This is a genomic window from Rhizobium sp. R634 (assembly GCF_002211305.1).
Taxonomy (GTDB): domain Bacteria; phylum Pseudomonadota; class Alphaproteobacteria; order Rhizobiales; family Rhizobiaceae; genus Rhizobium.
In genome coordinates, this window is the sequence record NZ_LOKW01000005.1 from 11,583 (window position 1) to 33,034 (window position 21,452).

Consider the following 21,452-nt stretch of genomic DNA (forward strand, 5'->3'; position numbering starts at 1 on the left):
CACCACCGCCGCCTCCTAATTGGATCCCGTCTGGGATATCCAGCCGGAAGCCGCCCGATTGTCGCCGGCCACATCGGACAGCGGCGCTGCCGAGCTCTGTTTTTGCGGCGCGTTCTCAGGCTGGGAAGGCGTTGTCGGAAGGCTCGTGTCCAGGCCGACCTCGACGAGATCATGCGGCAGCAATGCGGTTTGCGCATCCGCCACAATGTCGCGATAGGTGCCGTCGTCATTGCGGCGCACGATCTTGTAATTCTTCTGCGCTCTGCCGAGACCCGGCGTCTCCGCGTGGATCTGGGCGAGTTGAGCGTTATAGCCTGCCTGCTCGCCGAGAAGCTGGGCGACCTGGATATCGATCGCCGCTCTGCCGATTGCGAGGTTGACCTGGTTCAGAAGCTCCTGGTTTTCGCTGTTCTGCCGGTTGACGATATTGATCTTGGAGCGATCGGCCTCGCTCTGGCCTTGGCGGGCCGTAGTGAGGGCAACTTCGAGATCGATCAGGGTGCCCTGCGCATCCGCGACCCAGCGGTCGACCGAAACCTGGCGGGAGTTGCTGACCAGACCCTTGCTCACCAGGCTGTTGACGTTGTTCAATTCCTTCTGGGCCAGATCGATCTGCCGCTTCTGCGAACTGATCTTGGCCTCCAGCGATTCGACCTGCTGCCCATAGAGCTGGGTGAGGTTATTCGCCGCTTCGATCTGGCTGTCGATATCGACGCGCCGCAGCCGCATCAGGTTCAGTTCCTGCGCCTTCAGCTTGTCCACATCGGGAGTGCCGGCGAGTTCGGCGGGGATCTCGAAGCTCTGCTCGCCTGTGATTTCGGCGCGCAGGCGCGCTTGGCGCATCAGCAGATCGCGCCGGTTCAGCACGGCGGTCCGGTAGGCGCCGGCCGCCTGGATCCGGTCGCGCTCGAAGTAGGTATTGTCCTCGCGCTCCCTGAGGAAGCCGCCGGCGATGCTGACGGCCTTCATCACGGTCATGTTCGGTTCAAAAGGATAGCGGCCGGGGTTCTGAACGGTTCCGCTGACGAAGATCGGCGCGTGTTCGGAGATCTCAACGGCTATGTAGGGCTTGCCGGGAATTGCCGCCTTCGCGGCGAGCGCGCTGGCGATCGCATCCGCGAGTTCTTCGGTGGTCTTTCCGGTGGCCTGCACATGGCCTGCGATCGGGATCGACACGTTGCCGGCATCATCGATGGTGTAGACGCCGTCGAGCGATTCCCAGCTGGCGTAGCGGGAATCCGACGACCGCCATTCGACGACGCGCAATCTGACCTTGTCTTCCGGAACGAGCGATAATCCTTGCGCATGGACGACATTCCAGCCGGTCAGGCAGGAGAATGCCAGCACCGCAAGCAAGGCGGAGATCAAGCGATCGGACAAGGATATGCGTGACATCAGTCTATCTCCGTTTCGTTGCGATCGACGGCGAAGGCATCTCGCGCGGCGAGGGATTGCCGAATTCGAGAATGCGGGACGGAGAGACGCGGCCGAAGAGAAGATCGGACAGCGCCAGCAAATTGCCATTCAAACGTCCCCACCGATCGATCAGGCGGTCCTTGAACAGGGCGCCCGACGTATTCGCCAGGATATTGCGGCCGATCTGCGCGAGGGCACGGCCTTTCGACATGGTGCCCTTGCGGATCAGGTAGACGGGGTTGGCGACCTGCGAATAGCCAAGCCTTCGGCCGGGCTGCCGCCCCGATCTGACGCCGAGATGCACGCCCCTGGCGCCTTCGACGCGCACAGACCTGCCGTAGCGGGCGATGGACCGGCTGAAATCGACATCCTCGAGCCATCCGTAAAGCGGCAGTTGTTCGTCGAAGGTCAGAGCGTTCTCCAGAACGGGCGCAAGGCGGACCGCCATGTTGCATCCATAGGCGTTGTAGACATCTGTGACCTGCTCGGCCCCTTCGCCGGCCGTTTCGATGACCTGCAGCGCTTGCGCCATAGCGAGCCCGCCATCGAGGACGCCATCGGCCAGCACCTCGCCGGTGGCGATCGCGACGTCGGGTCTGGCTGCAAAGACGGCCGCCATGCGCGACAGGAAGCTTGCGGAAGGAATAAAGTCGTCGTCGAGGAAGATCAGGACGTCGGTATCGGCTGCGGCGGCCTCAATGATCCTGTTGCGCTGGCAGGTCAGGCCGCGGCTGCCGACGATGACTTCCACATCGCGGCGGCCGGCGAGGCCGGAAGCATCCTCAACGGCGGGCACGCAGATGATGAGCCGTTCCGCCCGGTGGGGCAGGCCTGTGAGATAGTCGACGGTGTCGCGCAGGATCGAGGGGCGGCCCGCCGAGGCGATCCCCAAGGCGATTCGCAATGGGTGTCCTGCTCGTTCCGCCGCGGCTTCCGCGCCGCAGGGCCATGGCGCTGGTCCGATCTGCCGGGTTGCTCCTGCCGAAGGCGAGATCATGACTCTATTCTCTTCGGTGCATTGTTGATGATCGCGCCGAGGATCTCCGCGCCGACATTGCGCAGGGTGTCGATGACGCGCACGGTGTCATCGATCGAGGTGCGCCCATGCGAGGTGACCACGAGGATGCCATCCAGTTCCGGCGCGATCGCATTCGCATCGGGCGAAGCGGAGAAGGCGGAAATATCGACGAATATGGCGTCGAACTCCTTTTTTAGGTCGGCGAAGCTCAGCTGCGTGCGGCGGGAGCTCAGGCGAATGGCCGGCGTCACCGCTTCCACCTTGCCGAGCGGCAGGAATTTCAGCGTCGGGGTGAGGGGCAAGGCCGCCGTCTGGATCAGTTCGCCATTGTCGAGCACATCGACGAGGCCTGTTGAGCTGTCGGGCGCGATCGACTTGCTGAGCGAGGATTTGTCCGCGGCTGCATCGATCAGCAGCGTATGTGCCCCCGATATCGACGACAGGACCGCCAGTTCGCAGGCAATGGTCGAGGCGCCGCTGCCAGGGTCGACGGCAACGATACCGATGACGACGCGGCGCTTGCGCCGGAGACCGATGACGGTTGCGCTCAATTCCGCCATGCCTGGAATGACGGGATAGGCGGCCGTGGTGCTGCTGTCCGTGCCGGCGGCGCGGAAAGGTGCCGGATGGCCGTTCCGGCTCTTCGTCGATCTCGCCAGCAAGGTGACTGAGGACAGGCCGCCGGCGTCGGCGATCTGGTGGGGGCGGACGATCCGGCGGTCGCTGGCGTGCCTGATCATGGCGAGCGCGAGGCCGGCGCCGAGGCCGACTGCGCCGGCAAAGGTCATGATGAGCGTGCTGCGCGGCCGCGCCTTCGACAGCGGCAGCGTGGCCCGCGAGACGATCGTGGCGTCGGACACTGGGTAGGTGATCCGCTGCTTGGCCTCGGTCAGCTGGGTCAGCGTGCTTTCATAAAGGGTGCGGCGGGCATCCGTCGCGCTCTGCAGCTCGGCAAGCTTGAACTGGTCGCGCGGATTGCTGTTGAAGGTGTTCAGGGCATTGGAGGCATCGGCCAGTCCGCGCTGCTGCTCCCGCAGGAATTTTTCCAGCCAGTCGCTATATTGGCGGGAGGCATCGGCCTTCATCGCGATGTTCTTCTGGATATACTGCCTGGCGAGCGTATCGGCGATGGCGACCGCCTTCTGGGGCCTCGATGCCGCAGCCGATATCTCGATGACCGTCGAATTGCCGATCCGGCGTATGTCCATCATGCTGAGCAGCGTGGCGACCGTCACGTCGTGGAGACGTTCCTCCTCGGTCTGTGGTCTGGCTTGCGTTTCGCTCAGGTCCTCTGCCGTATACGTTTGCGCAGAAATACCCAGGAGCCAGTCCTTTGCCCTACCCAGCAGCGAGGGCTTCCAATCGACAAAGTCGGGATCGCTATCGAGATTCAGCGCCCTTACCGTGCCGGAGATGACATCGGTTGAGCCGGCGATTTCCAGCTGTCCTTCGATGAAAGCGTCCTCCGCGATGGCTCTTTGAGCTTCAGTGCCGCTCACCTGGGGAAAGATCACCAGCTGGGTGCTGGCAACGAAAGTGGGTTTGGCCGTCAGCAGGTAGCTGGCGGCGATCATCAGGAAGACGACCGCCGTCACCGCGATCCACGGCCAACGCATCTTCAGGAAGAAGAGCATGTCGCGCAGGGTCAGCGGCGCATTGCCGCCAGTGGCTGCGGCCGCAGGCAGGGAGATCGGAGAAACACCGCTGAAGATCGTGCTTGAGGTCATGTCGTCCTAGTCCAAAATGGCGAGATTACAGAGGTACGCGGTACTGGCTGCTTGGAAGGGACGAGGGGAGTAGCATCTTCCGATTTCGGGCATGATCGGCGCTCTCCCTCGGAATGCTCAGTACGAGCCGCGCTGCGAGAACAGAGCGGGGATGGTCTTGGCGATGATGACGAAGTCCCGGACGAGCGACCAGTTGTTGATATAGTGGACGTCGAGGGAGATCCGGTGCTCGTAGCTGACATCGTTGCGCCCGCTGGTCTGCCACTGGCCGGTCAGGCCCGGGCGGACGGCCATATAGGCCCACATATGCTCGCCATAGCGCGGCAATTCCTCGGCGGTGACCGGCCTTGGCCCGACGAGGCTCATCTCGCCGCGCACGATATTGATGAGCTGGGGAAGCTCGTCGATGCTCGATCGCCTGAGGATATCGCCGACGACGGTGATCCTCGGATCGTCCTTCAGCTTGCGTGTCGTTTCCCATTCGATGCGGGCAGTCGGGTTGTTTTGCAGCAGTTCGGCAAGCTGAGCACTGGCATCGGTCTTCATCGTGCGAAACTTCAGGCATCCGAAGGCTGCTCCGCCGGCGCCGATGCGCGTGTGGGAATAGAAGACGGGACCGCGATCGCTGAGCTTCACGATCACTGCGATGATCAACAGAAGCGGGGACAGCAGGACGAGAGCGGTAACCGCGATGAGAAGATCTATCGCGCGCTTCGATGATTTGCCGGCTGCACGAGGCCGGGACGCATGAAGACCGCCGCCGTTCGCGGGGCCTTCGACGCGCGACCATGCCTCGACGCTATGTGCTTCCCATGTCATCGGCCGCCTCCAAAACATCGGTCAAGAACCGTGCAAACTTTGCTGCGCCGCACTCTGGTTGTCTGTTACCAAGGTCATAATCCTTAACAATTTGTTTATGCTACTAACCGGCTCAAGATAATTTCGACTGTCCCACCGTAAGCCTTTTTCTCGTTTCGCCAGTGATATGTCTTGGTTTTGGCGGAAAATATGTGACACTAATTTATAAAGTTGGCATTGTCATTTAAGTTATTGCTTATTTTTAGTTCATAAAGCCGTTTTATTGAGCATATGTATTTTGTGTTTTGAAGGCATTCCAATTTTTTAAGATGTTATTCTACCGCATTTAATTTTTAACCAGATACAGAATTGAATTTTACGTTATGTCGCGTTTGTTTTATTTGACTTCGATATTAACGCAATATAAATGATGCAGTGCAGCATTACCTATCGTTATCCGAGTATTGGGAGTTTGCGCATGGACCGGGCGACGCATCTATCGGATCGCAGGATCGGTATCGCCAAGGCCGCGATCGCGACCGGAGGGGGCATTCATCTCAACAGCCGCATTGTCCTCGACGATGAATTTCTTTCCCGCCGCTCGAGCGTGCGACGTTTTCGCCGCGGCGAAATCATCGCCGGGGCGGGCGTACTCGTCGATACCTTCGCGCGGGTGCATTCTGGGCTGGTGAGCGCCAGCACGATGCTTCCCGACGGCCGGGAGTTCATCGTCGAGATCATTCCGAAAACCGGTCTCATCGGTGAGCTCGAGGTGCTGCGTAGGCAGGCCTTGACGCTGGAATACCGGGCCGGCTCCAATTGCGAGTTGCATTTCTTCGAAGGCCGGCTGCTGCGCGACATGTATGCCAGCGACCCCTGCTTTCGCGAAAAGGTCTTCTCCAGGGCGCTGGCACGGATCTCGGAGCTCGAGCAACGGATCATTTCAAATGCCGCCTCGACGCTGCAGTCGAGGCTGGCCAGCACGCTGCTGCGGCTCTCCGCGGTCTATGGGAAAGATGCGGCAAACAGCGGCGACGAACTGATCATTTCGCAGAACGACCTGGCCGCGACGCTGCCGGCGTCCCGCGAGAAGGTCAACCAGTGCCTGCGGCGCCTGCGGGAAAGCAAGATCATCGACGGAGGGCAGGGCAGGATCCGCATCCTTAACCGCAGGGCTCTGGAAGCCTGTGCCAATGGCGCGATGTCGGTGAAGTGATGCGTCCATCGCTTCCTGAGGCCCTGAAACTCGCCGCAAATGTCAACCGTTTCCCCCGCCCCGGCAGGGCAAGGATCGATCGCGTGGTCGTCATCGACGATTACTCGACGGCCAGGGGCGGCGCGACGGCGCTGGCGGTATTGTCGGCGAAGCTCTTTCGCGGCCTCGATATTCCGGTGACCTATATTTGCGGCGATGACGCCGCCAATGCGGAACTCGCCGCGCTCGGAGTTTCGATGGTCGGCCTCAACAGCCGTGACCTGCTCAGCGCCGATCGCGCGAAAGCCTTCGTGACCGGCATCCATAACAGCGCCGCCGTGCGCATGGTGGCGGAATGGATCGCGGCAAACGACACCGCGCATACCGTCTACCACGTCCATGGCTGGCATCAGATCCTGTCTCCCGCGCTCTTCAAGGCGCTGGCGCCGGTCGCCCAACGGTGTGTCGTTCATGCGCATGATTTCTTCACCGGCTGTCCGAACGGCGCCTTCTTCGACTATCAGTCTCAGCAGACCTGCGTTAAACGCCCGCTCGGCGCCGGCTGCCTTGCGACGGCCTGCGACAAGCGGAGCTATTCGCACAAATTATGGCGGGTCGCCCGCGGCTCCAACATCCTCCGGCTGCTGAGGGATCGGGCCGAGTTCGGCCGGATCATCCTGCTACACGAGAAGATGGCGAGCTTCCTCGTCGGCGCAGGCTACCGGCCGGAACGGCTGACGACGATCCGCAATCCCGTCGCGCCTTTGTCGATCAAGCGCATCGAGGCTGAGGCGAACAACGAGTTCGTCTTCATCGGCCGGCTGGACGAGGAGAAAGGCGTGGAAGACGCCGTTGCCGCCACGCGCCGGGCCGGAGTCAGGCTCTGCGTGATCGGCGACGGGCCGCTGATGCCGCAGGTGGCGGCCTCCGGAGATCACGTCCGGGCGCTCGGCTGGCAGTCGCATGCCGAGATCGGCCCGATCATCCGCAAGGCGCGCGCATTGCTGATGCCGTCTCGCTATCCCGAGCCCTTCGGTCTCGTCGCGATCGAAGCGGCCCGGAGCGGTCTGCCCGTCATCATGTCGGGCAGCGCCTTTCTGGCCGAGGAAATGGAGCGGGCCGGCATGGCGCTCGCCTGCGATACGGCCGATGAAAGCGCCTTTGCCGATACGCTGACGCGATTCAGCCAGATGCCGAAGCATGAGGTCCGCGCCATGAGCGAGCGGGCTTTCCTGATGTCGCCCGATCTCGCCTCGACACATGAAGAATGGCGCGACGCGCTTCTTGCCGAATATCACAGCCTGCTTTCGACGAATGCGGTTCGCGAGCCGACAAACGGTGCGGCGATACAAGGAGTATTCAGTTGACCCTTAAAGCAACAACCTCCCTTCCCGATGCGAGAGCGTTTCTCACCGATGCGCCCGTCATGGCGAAACGGCGTGTCGCGGAGGCCGGAAGCGCGAGCGATGGCAAGCAGCTTCGCGTTGCCATCGTGCATTACTGGCTGGTTTCAATGCGCGGCGGCGAGAAGGTTGTCGAAGAGCTGTGCCGCATGTTTCCGCAAGCCGATATTTTCACGCTCGTCTGCAACCGGGACCGCATCAGCGATTTCCTGAAGACGCGCAACATCCGCACGTCCTTTCTGCAGAAGATCCCCGGCGCCCAGCGGCATTACACCAAGATGCTGCCGCTGATGCCTTTTGCGCTCGAGCAGTTCGATCTGCAGGACTACGATCTCGTGCTGTCGAGCGAATCCGGTCCGGCCAAAGGCATCATCACGCGCGCCGACGCGCTGCATGTCTGCTACTGCCATTCGCCGATGCGCTACATCTGGGATCAGTTCCATGTCTATCGCCATGGCCTTCCCTGGGTCGGCCGCGCCCTGATGTCGGTCACCGCGCCGATGCTGCGCGCCTGGGATGTGACGACTGCCTTGCGGGTCGATACGTTCGTCGCCAATTCCGACTATGTCGCAAGCCGCATCCGGCGTTTCTACGACCGGGATTCCGTCGTCATCCATCCGCCCGTTGCGACCGACGATTTTGCGGTGGGGAAAGGCAAAGGCGAATTCTATCTCTATGCCGGGCAGCTGACGACCTATAAGCGGCCGGATATCGCCGTGCGCGCCTGCACCGAAGTCGGTCGCAAGCTGGTGGTGATCGGCGAGGGAGAGCAGCTGGCTTATCTGAAGTCGATTGCCGGACCGACCGTCGAGTTTCTCGGCCACCAGCCCTTCAACGTGCTGCGCGATCACCTGTCGCGATGCCGCGCCCTCCTGTTTCCAGGCACCGAGGATTTCGGCATCCTGCCGGTAGAAGCCATGGCATCGGGGCGTCCGGTTCTCGCTTTCGACGCCGGCGGCGCCAGGGAAACCGTTTCCTCGCCGCAGGTCGGGTTCCGCTTTGCCGAACAGACGACGGAAGCCCTGCTGGAAACGATGGCGGCGTTCGAAGAGGTCGAGGACGATATCGATCCGCATGCGATCCGCGCGCACGCGCTGAAATTCTCCTCCGCCGTGTTCCGCGACCGGCTGACCAGCCTCATCGAGCAGCAGCTGTCCAACCATGGCGACCGATCCGCCGAAATCTTCAGAAGACGGCCGGGCTGAAGGCAGGGAACGAAGCTGCCTGTTTTGGTGCCGCGACCGAAACCGTCTCACACCGTCGATGAGGAATGATAGCAGATCATGTCAAGCGTATCTCAGAGGACGGCGACGGCGAGTATCTGGACGATCAGCGGAAAATTCCTCGCCCGGCTGCTTGATTTCGTCAGTCTCCTTATTCTGGCGAGGCTTTTGAGCCCGGCGGATTTCGGCCTCGTCGCCATTGCAACCTCGGTGCTGGTGATCGTCGAAACGGTGCTTGACCTGCCGTTGACGCAGGCCCTGATGCGCCAGCCGTCACCTTCGGACAAGATGTTTGCCACGGCCTTCACCCTCAGCCTGTTGCGGGGGGCAGCCATCAGCCTTCTGATGATCATCATTTCCTGGCCGATGGCTCTGATTTACGACGATTCCCGGCTCTTTGCCCTTGTCGCCGTGCTTTCGATCGCGCCTGCCATGCGCAGCATGATCAGTCCGCGCATGGTGCTCTTCATGCAGCGTTTCGATTTCAAGCGCGAATTCGCGCTCGACCTCATCACCAAGGGATCGACATTGCTGTTCGGTGTCGGCGTGGCGGTGACGACCGGCAGCTATTGGGGGCTGGCGGTCGGAGCGATCGCAGGCCCGACCGCGGCGATGATCACCTCCTACATCTTTGCGCCGATGCGGCCGGCCTTTAGCCTTTCGGAATGGAAGCACTTTCAGGACATGATCAGCTGGAACACCGTGTCGCAGGTGCTGAATTCGATCAACTGGCAGCTCGACCGGCTGCTGCTGCCGCGCTTCACCGGCCTGTCGACCTTCGGCGCCTTCAGCGTTGCCGACAATATTGCCGGGATCCCGTACCAGACCTTCGTCGGGCCGCTGCTGCGCCCGCTGATGGCGGCATTTTCCACCGTCGAAGACCGCCGCAATCTGGTGACTGCCTATCTGAAGGCGACGAATGCGATCACCTTCGTTGCCGCGCCCATTCTCATCGCGCTTGCCATGCTCGCCGAGCCCACCGTGCGCGTGCTCGTCGGCGAGAAATGGCTATCGGCTGCGCCGATCCTGCAATGGCTCTGCCTCGTCAGCCTGCTCGGTCTTCCCACCAACATCATGCCGGCTTTGGCCATGGTGCTGGACAATACCCGTTCGCTGGCTCTGAGGATGTTCGTCGAATTCGCCGTCCGGGTGCCGGTCACCATCCTCGGCATCGCCTATTTTCAGGTGGCGGGAGCGCTCGGGGCGCGGATCGTGGCCGTGCTCGTCGCCTATGCCGCATCGCTCGTTATCACGCGGCGGCTGATCGGCGCGAGTTTTGTCGCGCAGCTGAGCTCCTTCTGCCGTCCGCTGGCCGCGAGCCTGCCGATGATCGTCTTCCTGCTCTGGGTGCAGCCGATGCTCTCCGCCATGCCCGTCGGCTTCAATCTCATCGCCGGCCTGGCGCTGTGCGGCGGAGCGGCGGTGGGGATTTTCTGGGCCTCCGCATTGCTGCTGTGGCAGATCGTCGGCAGGCCCGACGGCATCGAGACGATCGTCGTTCAAAGGCTGACGCCGCGGCGAAGCGGGGTTCTCACCTCATGATGGAAATAGGTGCAGTCCAACGATTGGGTTTGGCGTTTGCGGAGGAGCGAAATGCGTTACGGGATATCTTCTAAGGCTCTTGGTCTGCTCGTCGTTCTCGGTCTGGGGGCCTTGCCCGGCCAGCCGAGCGTCGCCCAGCAGCCGATCAACATGAATGCCTATCAGCTGACGTTCGAGGAGAATTTCGACAGTCTCGACGTTTCGGCATGGGGCGAGAGAAGCTCCCGCTGGATCGCCCATACGCCCTGGAACGGCGATTTCGGTGACGCCCGCTTCACGGATCCGGCCCCGAGCTTTCCGTTCACCACCGATCAGGGAATCCTGAAGATCGAAGCGCGCAAGGGAGAGGACGGAACCTGGCGTTCGGGCCTGCTGTCGGCGGTGAACCCGAAGGGCGAGGGGTTCTCGCAGCAGTTCGGCTATTTCGAAGCGCGGATGAAGCTGCCGCCGGGCAAGGGTGTCTGGCCGGCTTTCTGGCTCATCGGGCTCGACCGGTCGAAATACACCGCCGAGATCGACGTCCTGGAATATTACGGACGCGCGCCCTACGAATTCAGCATGGGCTTCCATATCTGGCGCCAGGCTCAGGGCGGCCAGAACTCCAACGGCGGCTATTGGAAGACCGTCCAGGATGGAATTTTAAACAGCGAGTATCATACCTACGGCGTCGACATCCAGGCCGACAAAACGACCTTCTATCTGGATCGCGAATACCTCTGGAGCTTCGACACGCCGAAGGAATTCCACATGCCGTTCTATCCGCTGGTGAACCTGGCGCTCGGCTCGGGCTGGCCGATCGACGAAACGCCGAACCCTTCCATTCTGCTAGTCGACTATATCCACGTCTACAAGCGGAAGCCTGCCGACGCGGCGAATTGAACGAACGGCCGCTTCGGCCGCTCCATCTCAGCCCAGGCAGCTGAGACCTGTTTGAGGATCGAAGAGATGCATCGCCTCCTGATCGAAGAAGAGGGTGAGTTTTTCGCCGTCGCGGATCGCCGTACGCGGCGGCAGGCAGGCCATCAGCCGCTGGTTTCCTGCGAGCGCGGTGACGACGAGTTCGGGGCCGGTCAGCTCCGCGACCTCCAGGGTCGCCTCGATCGACGGGCCGGCGCCGTCCGTGCGGAGCGCTTCGGGACGGATGCCGAGGATCAGGTCACGGCCGTCGCCGGCCGCCTCGCGGAAGCGGGCGGGCAACGGCAGGCCGGCATCGGAGCCTGAAAGCATCAGCCGGCCGTCACGCACCGTCACCTTCAGCAGGTTCATCGGCGGCGCGCCGACGAAGGTCGCGACATAGAGCGTTGCCGGATGATTATAGATTTCTTCCGGCGTGCCCAACTGCTCGATGCGGCCGTCGCGCATGACGGCGATGCGGCTTGCCAGCGTCATCGCCTCGATCTGGTCGTGGGTGACATAGACGACCGTGGTCTTCAGCATCTGATGCAGCCGCTTGATCTCGGTGCGCATCTCCATGCGCAGCTTGGCGTCGAGATTGGAGAGCGGCTCGTCGAAGAGAAACACCTCCGGTTTGCGCACCAGCGCCCGGCCGATCGCGACGCGCTGGCGCTGGCCGCCGGAGAGCTGGCTCGGCTTGCGATCGAGGAGGTTTTCGATCTGGAGGAGCTTGGCGGCATCGCGCACAGCCTTGTCGCGCTCGGGCGCCGGCACTTTTCGCATTTCCAGGCCGAAGCCGATGTTCCGATGCACCGTCAGATTGGGATAGAGCGCATAGGATTGAAAGACCATGGCGATGTCGCGGTCCTTCGGATGCACGCCCAGCACCGACCGCCCGCCGATCCTGACGTCGCCGCTCGTCGCCTCGGCAAGGCCGGCAATGATGTTGAGCAGCGTGGACTTGCCGCAGCCGGAGGAGCCGAGCAGCACGAGGAATTCGCCGCTTTCCAGCGAAATGTCGATGCGCTTCAGCGTCTCCACTTCGCCATAGGTCTTGCGGATGTTTTCGATGTCGAGCGCGCTCATCGCACGGTCTCCTGTTGGGATGACGGACCGTAGCTGCGGGGAAGAGTGGAGATGGCACGCGAGGCAACCTGCGTTCCGGCCGCCAGGCACGAAGCCAGCGGCTTGCCGCCTGCCAGTGCTGCCAGGAAGCCGGCGTTGAAGACATCACCGGCGCCGATCGTATCGACGACCTTGACGATGGGTGCAGTTGCGGATGCGGGCAGGCCGTCCGGCCCGATGGCGATGGCGCCATCCGGGCCACGCTTGACGACGACGATCGCGCCCTCCGGCATATGCGACCTGATCTCACGGGCGGCCTCGATCGGATCGTTGACGCCGGCAAGCGTCGTCGTCTCGACCTCGTTCAGGAGGGCGATGCCGCTACGGGAAAGCCAAGCGCGGGCGGCATCGCAATTTTTTTCGGTCCAGCCGTCGAGCGGCCAGCCGGTATCGAGTGCGACGGTGATGTCGTGGCTGTCGGCCCAGTCGAAGAAAGCATCATATTCGCTCGCCAGGTCGTCGGTCAGAAAGCCGCCGCAGAGAAGCGCGTAACCGCCGCGCAGCCTTTCGCCGTCGATAACGGCGAAGACGTCGGCGAGGCTAAAGCGTGGCAGGTGGCCGGTCGTCGTGAAGAAGGTGCGCTCGCCGTCCGGATGGGTGATGCCGACGGAAAGCGTCGTTTTCTCGGGGCGTACCGGCCAATTCTCGGAACGATGGCCGAAGGCTTCCGCCAGCCAGCGGCCGAACTGGTCGCTGCCGATATTGGCGGCAATCTCGAATTCGATGCCGAGCGCCTGCCAGGCGAGCGCGCTGTTGCCGGCCGATCCGCCGACCCTGAGCTCGTCATGATCGACGATGATTTCCGTGCCGGCCTTCGGCCAGGGGGCGGCCGGTCCGAGGATGAGATCGACATTGACGTTGCCGATGACTGCAAGCGGCCGCATTCATTCACTCCGGGTAATCTTGGTGGACCGGACCGGCGTTCCGGCATTCTCCACGCGGGTTTCGGCAAAAGCGATCATCAGCCGCTGGGCGACCGGCAGCATGGCGAAGATCGCGGCAAGGCCCGTCGCCGGGGCAAAACGGATCGTCACCGCCCCTGTGACCGGGGCTTCGCTCGACGCGTCGAACAGGGTGACAGGCGCGCCGGTCTCGACGGCGGACGCCGCCATTGCGGTGACGAGGCCTGATGTCTCGTCCAGGCCGCGGAACAGCACGACGCCGATCTCCGGCCCCAGCATCTCCATCGGGCCATGGCGCAGCTGGCCGCCTTCGAGAGAAAAGCAGGGGCGGCGCGAAAGCTCCGTCAGCCCGAGGGCCAAAGCCTCGGCGACGCCTTGCAGGCGGCGGCCGGAGGTGACGACGGTGGAGACGGTTTCGAGTGCGGCAAGCGCCGCTGAGATGTCATGGTCTTCGGGCGTCTTGAGGACGGCAAGTGCGGCTGCCGGATCTTCGCCGAGGGCGGAAAGGATTGCCAGATGCAGGGCGAAGGTCACGGTCAGGCTGCGGGTGGCGGCGAAAGCGAGCTCGGTGCCGCCGCTGCCGACCAATGAGGGGGCGGTTCTGGCGAGGAACGAACTGCCTTCGAGCGTCAGGCCGAAAGTTTCCTCAGTGCCGCCGGTCTCGTTGAACCAGCGCACCACTTCGGCGCTCTCGCCGGATTGCGAGGTGACGAAGACCGTCCTGCCGGCAATCGGCAGCGGCTGGCCGAGCTGCTCGGAGAGCGGCAGGGCGATGGCCTCGATGCCGAGGGCGCGGTAGAGCGGCTCGACGGCGCGGTTGACCGCATGCGAGCCGCCCATGCCGAGCAGAAGAAGCCGGCCGGTCTTCTCAAGCGAGGCGGCGGCTCTTGCCGCCATGGGTGCCGCGGCTTCATAAGAGGCGATTGCATCGGCGTGCTGGCGCGCCATTTCGCGATCGATCGCCGCAAGTCCGGCGGCCCGGTTTTTCTGCGTTGTCATCTTCATCCCTTGACGCCGCCGCTGGTGAGCCCCGAAATCAGGGCGCGTTGCATGACGAGACCGATCAGCACCGGAGGCAGGGCGGCGAGCACGCCTGCCGTGGCGATCAGTCCGTAATCGGAAACGCGGCCGCCGGCGAGATCGGCAATGGCGACGGTCAGCGTCTTGGCGCGCTGGTCCGAGGTGAAGAGCAGCGCATAGAAGAATTCATCCCAGGCAAGCAGGAAGGCAAAGAGGCTCGATGTCGCGACCACGGGGGCGGCGAGCGGCAGGGTGATGATCCTCAGCGTCTGGAACAGGCCGGCGCCGTCGATCATCGCAGCGGATTCGATCTCACGCGGGATGGAATCGAAGCCCGATTTCATCAGCCAGGTGGTGAAGGGCGCCAGGATGGTGAGATAGACGAGGGCGAGGCCGAAGACGTTGTTCAGCATGCCGAGATGGGAAAGCCCCATATAGAGCGGCACGGCGAGCGCCACCGGCGGCAGCATGTAGGTGGCGATCACCATCGACAGCGACCAGCCCACCGAAGGCGTGCGCGACACTGCCCATCCGGCCGGAATGGCGAGTGCGATGGCGGCGATCGTCGCCATGCCGGCCACCTCGATGCTGTTGCGCAGCGACGAGGTGAAGGCGGCGCCGGCGCTGTTTTCCAGCGTCGACAGCAGGATTTGGTATCGCGAGAAATCCGCGGCCTGCGGCCACCAGCGTAGCGGCTTTGCCGCAAGATCGGCGGCCGGCGAGATGCTCATGATGAAGAGCCACAGGATCGGCGCCAGGATGACGGCGGCAAGCAGGAGCGCGCAAAGATGGATGAAAGCGGAAAAGAGCGGGCTCTGGCGTTCCATCAGGCGGCACTCCCGGCGGTCTTGCGCACCAGTGCGGCGTAGCCTGCGGCAAGCAGCGTCACCAGCAGCGTAACGATCAAGGCCAAGGACGCGCCCGATCCCGCCCGCTGGAAGGAGAATGCCTCCTGATAGACGAGGATCGACAGCGTGCGGGTGCTGTTGGCCGGGCCGCCGCGGGTCATGACCCAGATGATGTCGAACACCTTAAAGGCTTCGATCGTGCGCAGCACGAGCGCCACCATCAGCGGGCCGGCGAGATAAGGCAGGATGACGAAGCGGAAGCGGGCAAAAGGCCCCGCGCCGTCAACGAGGGAGGCGGCGGTGATATCGCGCGGCACGGCCTGGAGTGCGGCAAGTGCGATCAGCGCCACCAGCGGAAAATTTTTCCAGCAGTCGGCGACGATGAGGGCGGCGAGCGCCGTGCCCGGCTCGCCGAGCCAGGAGCGATAGGCATCGAGCAGGCCGAGCTGCGTCAGCGCTGCGTTGAGCGCACCGTATTCAGGATTGTAGATCAGCCGCCAGAGCGTGGCGTTGACGACGGTCGGCAGCGCCCAGGGCAGGATCATCAGGGCGCGCAGCGCCGTGCGACCGCGGAACTGCTGGTTCAGCAGGAGGGCGGCAAGCACGCCGATCACCATTTCGGCGGCGACCGAGACGATCGCGAACCAGGCCGTCGTGACCAGCGTGCGCTGGAAATTCGAGCCGGAGAGCATCTTCACGTAATTATCGATGCCGACGAAATTGCCGCCGGTGCCGACGAGCTTGGCATCGGTGAAGGAGAGGCCGACGGTATCGACCAGCGGCCAGCCGATGACCGAGATCATGACCACGAGAAGCGGCAGCATCAACAGCCACGCGCGCGTTGTCAGCCATGTGCCCGACATCGAGGCGATCCTTCATTCACAGGTTTGGGAGGCGGGCGGCGACAGGCGCCGCCCGGGGTTCATGCCGGGCTCAGAGGCCGCTATTTTCGGCGGCCGACTTCAGAGCATCCTCAGGCGTTGACTGGCCGAGCAGCGATTCCTGGATCGCCTGCTGCAGCGCGGTCGAAAGCTCCTGATATTTCGGCGTCGTCGGGCGCGGATACATGGCGGCGAGGCCGACCTTGGCGGCGGAAATCAGCTCCTCCTGGCCCTTGGTAACGGCCGGGTCCGCGTAAGAGGAGGCCCAGATCGGCAGGCTGAGCTTGGCGTAGGCGTTCTGTGTCGCCTGCGAGGTCATGAAGGTGATGTATTTCCAGGCCTCGTCGGGATGTTTGCTGGCGGAGGTGATGCCGAGGCCCATCGAGCCGTTGACGGCCGAAGCCTCGCTCTTGCCGGCGACACCCGGCGCCGGCACGACACCGACCTTGCCCGCGACCTTGCTGTCCTTCGGGTCGTTGGCCATGTTGTACATGTAGGTCCAGTTCAGCGCGAAGGCGGCATCGCCGTTCTGGAAGACCTTGCGGACATCCTCTTCCAGGAATTCCTTGGAGTTCGGGTTCGTCAGGCCTGAGGTATAGCTCGAGACCATGTATTTCAGCGCGTCGAGGCCGCCGCCGGTCTGGAAGGCCGGCTTGCCGTCCTTCAGGAAATCGCCGCCATAGGCGCTGACGAGCGTGGTGTAGTCGCAGACCGCGGCTTCGGCCTGCGACCAGCTCCAGGCGATCGGGGTGGCGAGCAGGCCCTTGTCCTTGATGGTCTTTGCCTGTTCGGTGAGTTCATCCCAGGTTTTCGGCGGCGTCTTGATGCCGGCCTTTTCGAGGATTTCTTTGTTGTAGAACAGGTATTTGGTGTCGAGGATCCACGGCATGCCGTAATATTTGCCGTCATACTGCACGGTGGTCCAGGCGCCCGGCAGCACGCCCTTCTTCATCTCCTCGGTGATGCGGGAGGAGACGTCGACCAGCACCTTGTTGGTGGCGTATTCGGCCGGCCAGATGACGTCGAAAAGGACGACGTCGTAACCGCCGCCGGAACCCTGCGCCAGCACGGTCTTGTCGTGCAGGCCTTCATAGGGAACGAATTCGAGATTGACCTTGATATCCGGGTTCGCCTTGGCGAAAGCGTCGGTCATGGCGCGCACATCGGCTTCGCTATAAGCGGCCTGCGCCATGAACAGCGCGTTGAGCGTCGTTTCGGCGAAAGCATGCGGGGCAAGGGATGCGCCGATCAAGGCCGCACCCAAAAGCGTCTTGTTCAAGGATTTCAGCATTGCAGCCTCCAGTTTTTGACATTTACGCATGGCCGAGGGCGGATTTTCCGCCATCGGTTTTCGAGAAGGCACGCGTGAAAAAAAACGTGCCGGTTCGTGATCTCGGAGCGTCGTTGGAGGCCCTGTGCGGCTTCCTGCGTTCCCTGGAACTCTTCGGTCCCTTATTAAGTCAATTGTCTTGACTTATTACTTCTTCAACATTCTACTGGAGTCAAGAGGCAATTGCACATGAATGACAGCAGGCCGATCAGGGCCAAGAGCGGCACCAATCACGAAGGCACCAGCGCGCATAACCGGCGCGTGATGATCGACGCCCTGCGGATCAACGGTGCACTCTCGCGCGCCGATCTGGCGCGGGCGACGTGGCTGACCAAGCAGACGGTGTCGAATATCATCGAGGAGCTCGAGCGCGACGGTCTCGTCAGTTCGCAGGAGGCGGTGCGAAAGGGCAGGGGCCAGCCCTCGACCCCCTATCGGCTCGTTCCCGAGGGCGCCTTTGCGATCGGCCTGCAGATCGACCGGCACGTGACGCGGGCGGTCGCCGTCGATCTCGTCGGTAGCGTTCTCGTGCGCGCCGAGGCCGGTTTGCCGCCCGGTGGCCCGTCGACAGGCGCGAAGGTCATTCTCGATCTCGTCACCGGCGTGCGCTCGAAGCTCGCCGCGATCGTCCAGCAATCGGAGACGCGCCTGGTCGGCCTCGGTGTCGCGATGCCCGGCCCCTTCGGGATCGACGGCAGCGGCGACGATCCGTGGATGATGGAGGCCTGGCAGAAGTTTCCGCTGCTGGAGACCCTCACCGCAGGCACCGGGCTCGATGTCGGCCTGCAGAACGATGCGGCCGCGGCTGCGACCGCCGAGCGCATGGTGGGAGCCGCCCACGGTCTCGATCATGCCATCTGCCTTTTCGTCGGTTACGGCATCGGCGCCGGCCTCATTTTAAACGGCGAACTCTACCGCGGCGCCAACGGCAATGCCGGCGAGATCGGCATGGCGCTGCTCTTTGCTGACGGCAAATCGACGCCGCTCGAACACCGCGCCTCGCTCGCCTCGCTCTATCAGCATCTGTCGGCCGACCCCGCCGATCCCGATCTCCATGCGCACATCGACGACCTCGCCTTGCGGGGCGATCCGAGTATCGAGGCCTGGATCGAGGCGGCGGCGGCGGATCTGCGCTGGAGCATCCATCTGATCGAAACGATCTTCGATCCGCAGACGGTGATCCTCTGCGGCAGCGCGCCGGTGGCATTGGTGAACAGGCTGATTGCGGCGATCGGTCCGCTGCAGCCTTCGACCGCCGAAAGGCGTGGTCGCACGCTGCCGCGCCTGCAACCGGGCATGGCCGATCCCTGGTCGGTGGCGCTCGGGGCGGCCGCCGGACCGATCAGCCGGGCATTCGATCCGCATTTCGCTGCAATTTTGAAGGATTCCCGCTGATTTCGAGGCTGAAACCAAGCGTTGCACAGCAGTGCAGCGGCAGAAAAGTGGTTCTCTTTGTAAGTTTCAAGTGACCATTGCCAGCGAATAAAGCGGCGATGCCGAAGTATAGTCAAATATTGAAAATCATTGAAATTTATAGGAATTCTGGTATAGATATAACTATTCGGCAGTGCGCTGGGGTGGTTGGTGAGGCTTCTCTCAATATAGCCTTCAGCCGTGGCAAATAACATCCGCATGAAGGTTTCGTGACGGCGCGATTTCGGTTGTTTCATGTCATGGAATATTCATTGGCCGCGGCAATTTGGACCAGCTAATAGGGCGTGCGCTGAAAGTGCGCGTCTCTTTTACGTTCGAGGTTCTCATGCAAGCCAAGCTTCTCGGCGCCGTCGGCGCCCTTCTCGCTACAGCGTTTCTTGCTGGCCCGGCTGCCGCCGCCGAAAAGACCAAGATTGACTTCTGGTTCGGCAATTCCGGCGACATCGCAAAGCGTGTCCAGGAACAGTGCGATCGCTTCAACCAGTCGCAGGCCGATTACGAAGTCGTCTGCACCAGCCAGGGCAGCTACGACGCCTCCCTGCAGAACACCATTGCCGCCTTCCGCGCCGGCAAGCAGCCGACCATCGCCCAGGTTTCCGACGCCGGCACGCTCGACATCATGCTTTCCGGCGCCTACTACCCGGCAAACAAGCTGATGGCCGACATGGGCTACACCGTCGACTGGAACGATTACTTCTCGGGCATCGCAGGCTATTACGCCACGTCGAAGGGCGAGATGTATTCCTTCCCCTTCAACTCCTCGACCGCTCTGCTCTACTGGAACAAGGACGCCTTCGCCAAGATCGGCAAGGATCATGCTCCGGCGACCTGGAAGGAAGCCGGTGATGACTTCAAGGCTCTGAAGGACGCCGGCTATGCATGCCCGCTCGCCTTCGACATCTCCAACAACGAAGTCTGGCAGTACGTCGAGCAGTTCGAAGCCGTCAACGGTGAGCCGATCGCCACGAAGAAGAACGGTTTCGAAGGCCTCGACGCCGAGCTGGTCTTCAACAAGAACCCGCTTCTCGTCAGCTACATCAAGGACCTCAAGTCCTGGTACGACAACAAGCTTGCCGTCATCAAGAACAAGGCCGTCGGCCAGACCTTCGTCGAAGCCTTCGCTGCCGGCGATTGCCAGGTCATTCTGACCTCGGTCGGCGACCACGGCAATATCGGCCGCACCGCCAAGCAGGGCATGAACTGGGGCGTTGCCATGCTCCCGACCTACGGTGACGCAACCCGTCACAGCTCCTATGTCGGCGGCGCTTCGCTCTGGGTTCTGAAGGGCCATTCGGACGCGGAGTACAAGGCCGCGGCTGCCTTCTTCAACTTTATCGCCAAGCCGGAAGAAGCTCTGACCTGGTCGACCGTTACCGGCTATATCCCGGTCCGCAACTCCGGCTTCGAATATCTGAAGAAGCAGGGCTTCTACGACAAGGCGCCTTACGCCGGCCGCGAACTCGCCATTCAGAGCCTGACCGTTTCCCCGGCCGGCGATGCAGCGGCCAAGGGCATCCGTCTCGGCGGCCTGCTGCAGGTCCGCACCGAGATCGCCAACAGCCTGCAGGCCATCTTCGTCAACAATGCCGACGTCCAGGCCTCGCTCGACTCGGCTGCCGAACGCGGCAACCAGCTTCTGCGCCGCTTCCAGCAGACCTACAAGAACGTTCAGCTCCCCTGATCGCCTGATTGAACCGCACCCGGCCCGCCTCGCGCGCGCCGGGTGCGTCTTTGTAAGTTCTCCCCATCAGTCGCGGATGCGCGCTGCCGCCCGCGCCTGAAGTCAAACCAGGCGAAAACGACCACCCATGGAAAAGCGCGTCACTTTCTCCTCGACGACGATCGGCCTGCTCTTCGCATTCCCGATGCTGCTGCTGATCTTCGTCTTCTTCTACTGGCCGAGCGCGCAGGCGCTCTATTGGGCGTTCACGCTCGAACAGCCATGGGGCGGCGGCAATGCCTGGGTCGGCTTCGACAATTTCAAGCTGTTGCTCAGCGATCCGATCTATTGGGAATCGATCACCCGCAGCATGGTCTTCGGCTTCAGCTCGACGATCATTGCCATGGGGCTGGCGCTCATCCTGGCGCTTTTGACGGATCGCGAACTGCGCGGCCACAAGATCTACCGGTCGGTTTTCATCTGGCCCTATGCGATCGCCGCGCCCGCTCTCGGGCTCGCCTTCCGCTTCATCCTGGCGCCGGAGGCCGGCCTTCTCTCGGTCATCAACCATGTCTGGCCGGGCCTCTGGAATCCCGCGCTCGACGGCAAGGACGCGATGATCGCCGTCATCGTCGCCTTCTCCTGGAAATATATCGGCTATAACTTCATCTTCTTCCTCTCGGCTCTGCAGGGCATTCCGCGCTCGCTGATCGAAGCGGCCGCCATGGACGGCTCGGGGCCGCTGCGCCGCATGTGGGACCTCCAGCTGCCGCTGCTGACGCCGACCTTGTTCTTCCTGCTTGTCATCAACATCACCGAAAGCTTCCAGGATTCCTTCGGCATCGTCGACGTCATGACGCAGGGCGGCCCTGCGCGCGCGACCGAGTTGATGGTCTACAAGATTTATTTCGACGGTTTCCGGGGCCTCGATTATTCGGGCGCTGCGGCGCAATCGATCATCCTGATGCTGCTCGTCGTCATGCTCACCGTCTTCCAGTTCCGCTTCATCGAGCGGCGCGTGCACTACAAGTGAGGT

18 protein-coding genes are annotated in these 21,452 nt (G+C 62.6%); 8 read left to right on the plus strand and 10 right to left on the minus strand.

The features are described 5' to 3' along the window. Nucleotides 1-15 precede the first annotated feature (15 nt). From ATY77_RS08320 to ATY77_RS08335, 4 genes are all read right to left on the minus strand, one after another. Nucleotides 16-1,395, minus strand: a complete 1,380-nt coding sequence (locus ATY77_RS08320) for a polysaccharide biosynthesis/export family protein (protein WP_088686929.1) — start codon at nucleotides 1,393-1,395, stop codon at nucleotides 16-18. 4 nt (nucleotides 1,396-1,399) lie between these two features. After that, nucleotides 1,400-2,413, minus strand: a complete 1,014-nt coding sequence (locus tag ATY77_RS08325; protein WP_088686930.1) for a glycosyltransferase family 2 protein — start codon at nucleotides 2,411-2,413, stop codon at nucleotides 1,400-1,402. Further along, a complete protein-coding gene (locus ATY77_RS08330; RefSeq protein WP_088686931.1) occupies nucleotides 2,410-4,161 on the minus strand; it encodes a cellulose synthase operon protein YhjQ/BcsQ in 1,752 nt (583 codons plus the stop codon). Before ATY77_RS08330 ends, ATY77_RS08325 begins: the two co-directional genes overlap by 4 nt. Before the next feature lie 117 nt (nucleotides 4,162-4,278). Next, on the minus strand, nucleotides 4,279-4,980 hold the full coding sequence (locus ATY77_RS08335; protein WP_088686932.1) for a sugar transferase: 702 nt from the start codon (nucleotides 4,978-4,980) through the stop codon (nucleotides 4,279-4,281). 457 nt (nucleotides 4,981-5,437) lie between these two features. Here ATY77_RS08335 and ATY77_RS08340 point away from each other — a divergent pair, with 457 nt between their 5' ends. The 5 genes from ATY77_RS08340 (at nucleotide 5,438) to ATY77_RS08360 (ending at nucleotide 11,201) form a co-directional block, all read left to right on the plus strand. Continuing rightward, nucleotides 5,438-6,175, plus strand: a complete 738-nt coding sequence (locus ATY77_RS08340) for a Crp/Fnr family transcriptional regulator (RefSeq protein ID WP_088686933.1) — start codon at nucleotides 5,438-5,440, stop codon at nucleotides 6,173-6,175. Further along, a complete protein-coding gene (locus ATY77_RS08345) occupies nucleotides 6,175-7,521 on the plus strand; it encodes a glycosyltransferase (RefSeq protein ID WP_088686934.1) in 1,347 nt (448 codons plus the stop codon). The genes ATY77_RS08340 and ATY77_RS08345 overlap by 1 nt, the downstream gene beginning before the upstream one ends. Continuing rightward, complete coding sequence (locus tag ATY77_RS08350) at nucleotides 7,518-8,762, plus strand: glycosyltransferase family 4 protein (protein WP_088686935.1); 1,245 nt, start codon at nucleotides 7,518-7,520, stop codon at nucleotides 8,760-8,762. Before ATY77_RS08345 ends, ATY77_RS08350 begins: the two co-directional genes overlap by 4 nt. Before the next feature lie 78 nt (nucleotides 8,763-8,840). After that, nucleotides 8,841-10,322 carry a lipopolysaccharide biosynthesis protein gene (locus ATY77_RS08355; RefSeq protein WP_088686936.1) on the plus strand — a complete coding sequence of 494 codons (1,482 nt, stop codon included), beginning with the start codon at nucleotides 8,841-8,843 and terminating at the stop codon, nucleotides 10,320-10,322. A gap of 51 nt (nucleotides 10,323-10,373) precedes the next feature. Next, the gene (locus ATY77_RS08360) at nucleotides 10,374-11,201 is read left to right on the plus strand and encodes a glycoside hydrolase family 16 protein (RefSeq protein ID WP_088686937.1); all 828 of its coding nucleotides are present in this window, start codon (nucleotides 10,374-10,376) and stop codon (nucleotides 11,199-11,201) included. Between the two features lie 27 nt (nucleotides 11,202-11,228). Here ATY77_RS08360 and ugpC read toward each other — a convergent pair whose 3' ends face one another. The 6 genes from ugpC to ATY77_RS08390 form a co-directional block, all read right to left on the minus strand. Then, the gene (gene ugpC / locus ATY77_RS08365; protein ID WP_088686938.1) at nucleotides 11,229-12,302 is read right to left on the minus strand and encodes a sn-glycerol-3-phosphate ABC transporter ATP-binding protein UgpC; all 1,074 of its coding nucleotides are present in this window, start codon (nucleotides 12,300-12,302) and stop codon (nucleotides 11,229-11,231) included. Next, a complete protein-coding gene (locus tag ATY77_RS08370) occupies nucleotides 12,299-13,225 on the minus strand; it encodes a PfkB family carbohydrate kinase (RefSeq protein WP_088686939.1) in 927 nt (308 codons plus the stop codon). The genes ugpC and ATY77_RS08370 overlap by 4 nt, the downstream gene beginning before the upstream one ends. Next, the gene (locus tag ATY77_RS08375) at nucleotides 13,226-14,248 is read right to left on the minus strand and encodes an aminotransferase (protein WP_088686940.1); all 1,023 of its coding nucleotides are present in this window, start codon (nucleotides 14,246-14,248) and stop codon (nucleotides 13,226-13,228) included. After that, entirely contained in the window at nucleotides 14,245-15,090 is an 846-nt protein-coding gene (locus ATY77_RS08380; protein ID WP_088686941.1) for a carbohydrate ABC transporter permease, read from the minus strand. The genes ATY77_RS08375 and ATY77_RS08380 overlap by 4 nt, the downstream gene beginning before the upstream one ends. After that, nucleotides 15,090-15,974, minus strand: a complete 885-nt coding sequence (locus tag ATY77_RS08385; RefSeq protein ID WP_088672775.1) for a sugar ABC transporter permease — start codon at nucleotides 15,972-15,974, stop codon at nucleotides 15,090-15,092. The genes ATY77_RS08380 and ATY77_RS08385 overlap by 1 nt, the downstream gene beginning before the upstream one ends. A gap of 70 nt (nucleotides 15,975-16,044) precedes the next feature. Beyond that, nucleotides 16,045-17,283, minus strand: coding sequence for an extracellular solute-binding protein (locus ATY77_RS08390; protein ID WP_088686942.1), 1,239 nt, complete (start codon nucleotides 17,281-17,283; stop codon nucleotides 16,045-16,047). A 228-nt stretch (nucleotides 17,284-17,511) separates the two neighbouring features. Between ATY77_RS08390 and ATY77_RS08395 the strand changes: the two genes are divergently transcribed. The 3 genes from ATY77_RS08395 to ATY77_RS08405 all read left to right on the plus strand — a co-directional run bounded on the left by ATY77_RS08395 (nucleotide 17,512) and on the right by ATY77_RS08405 (nucleotide 21,449). Continuing rightward, nucleotides 17,512-18,717 (plus strand): ROK family transcriptional regulator, encoded by a 1,206-nt coding sequence (locus tag ATY77_RS08395; protein WP_088686943.1) that lies wholly within the window; start codon nucleotides 17,512-17,514, stop codon nucleotides 18,715-18,717. Between the two features lie 364 nt (nucleotides 18,718-19,081). After that, nucleotides 19,082-20,437, plus strand: coding sequence for an extracellular solute-binding protein (locus ATY77_RS08400; protein WP_088686944.1), 1,356 nt, complete (start codon nucleotides 19,082-19,084; stop codon nucleotides 20,435-20,437). A gap of 127 nt (nucleotides 20,438-20,564) precedes the next feature. Further along, on the plus strand, nucleotides 20,565-21,449 hold the full coding sequence (locus tag ATY77_RS08405) for a sugar ABC transporter permease (protein WP_088686945.1): 885 nt from the start codon (nucleotides 20,565-20,567) through the stop codon (nucleotides 21,447-21,449). Nucleotides 21,450-21,452: the final 3 nt, after the last annotated feature.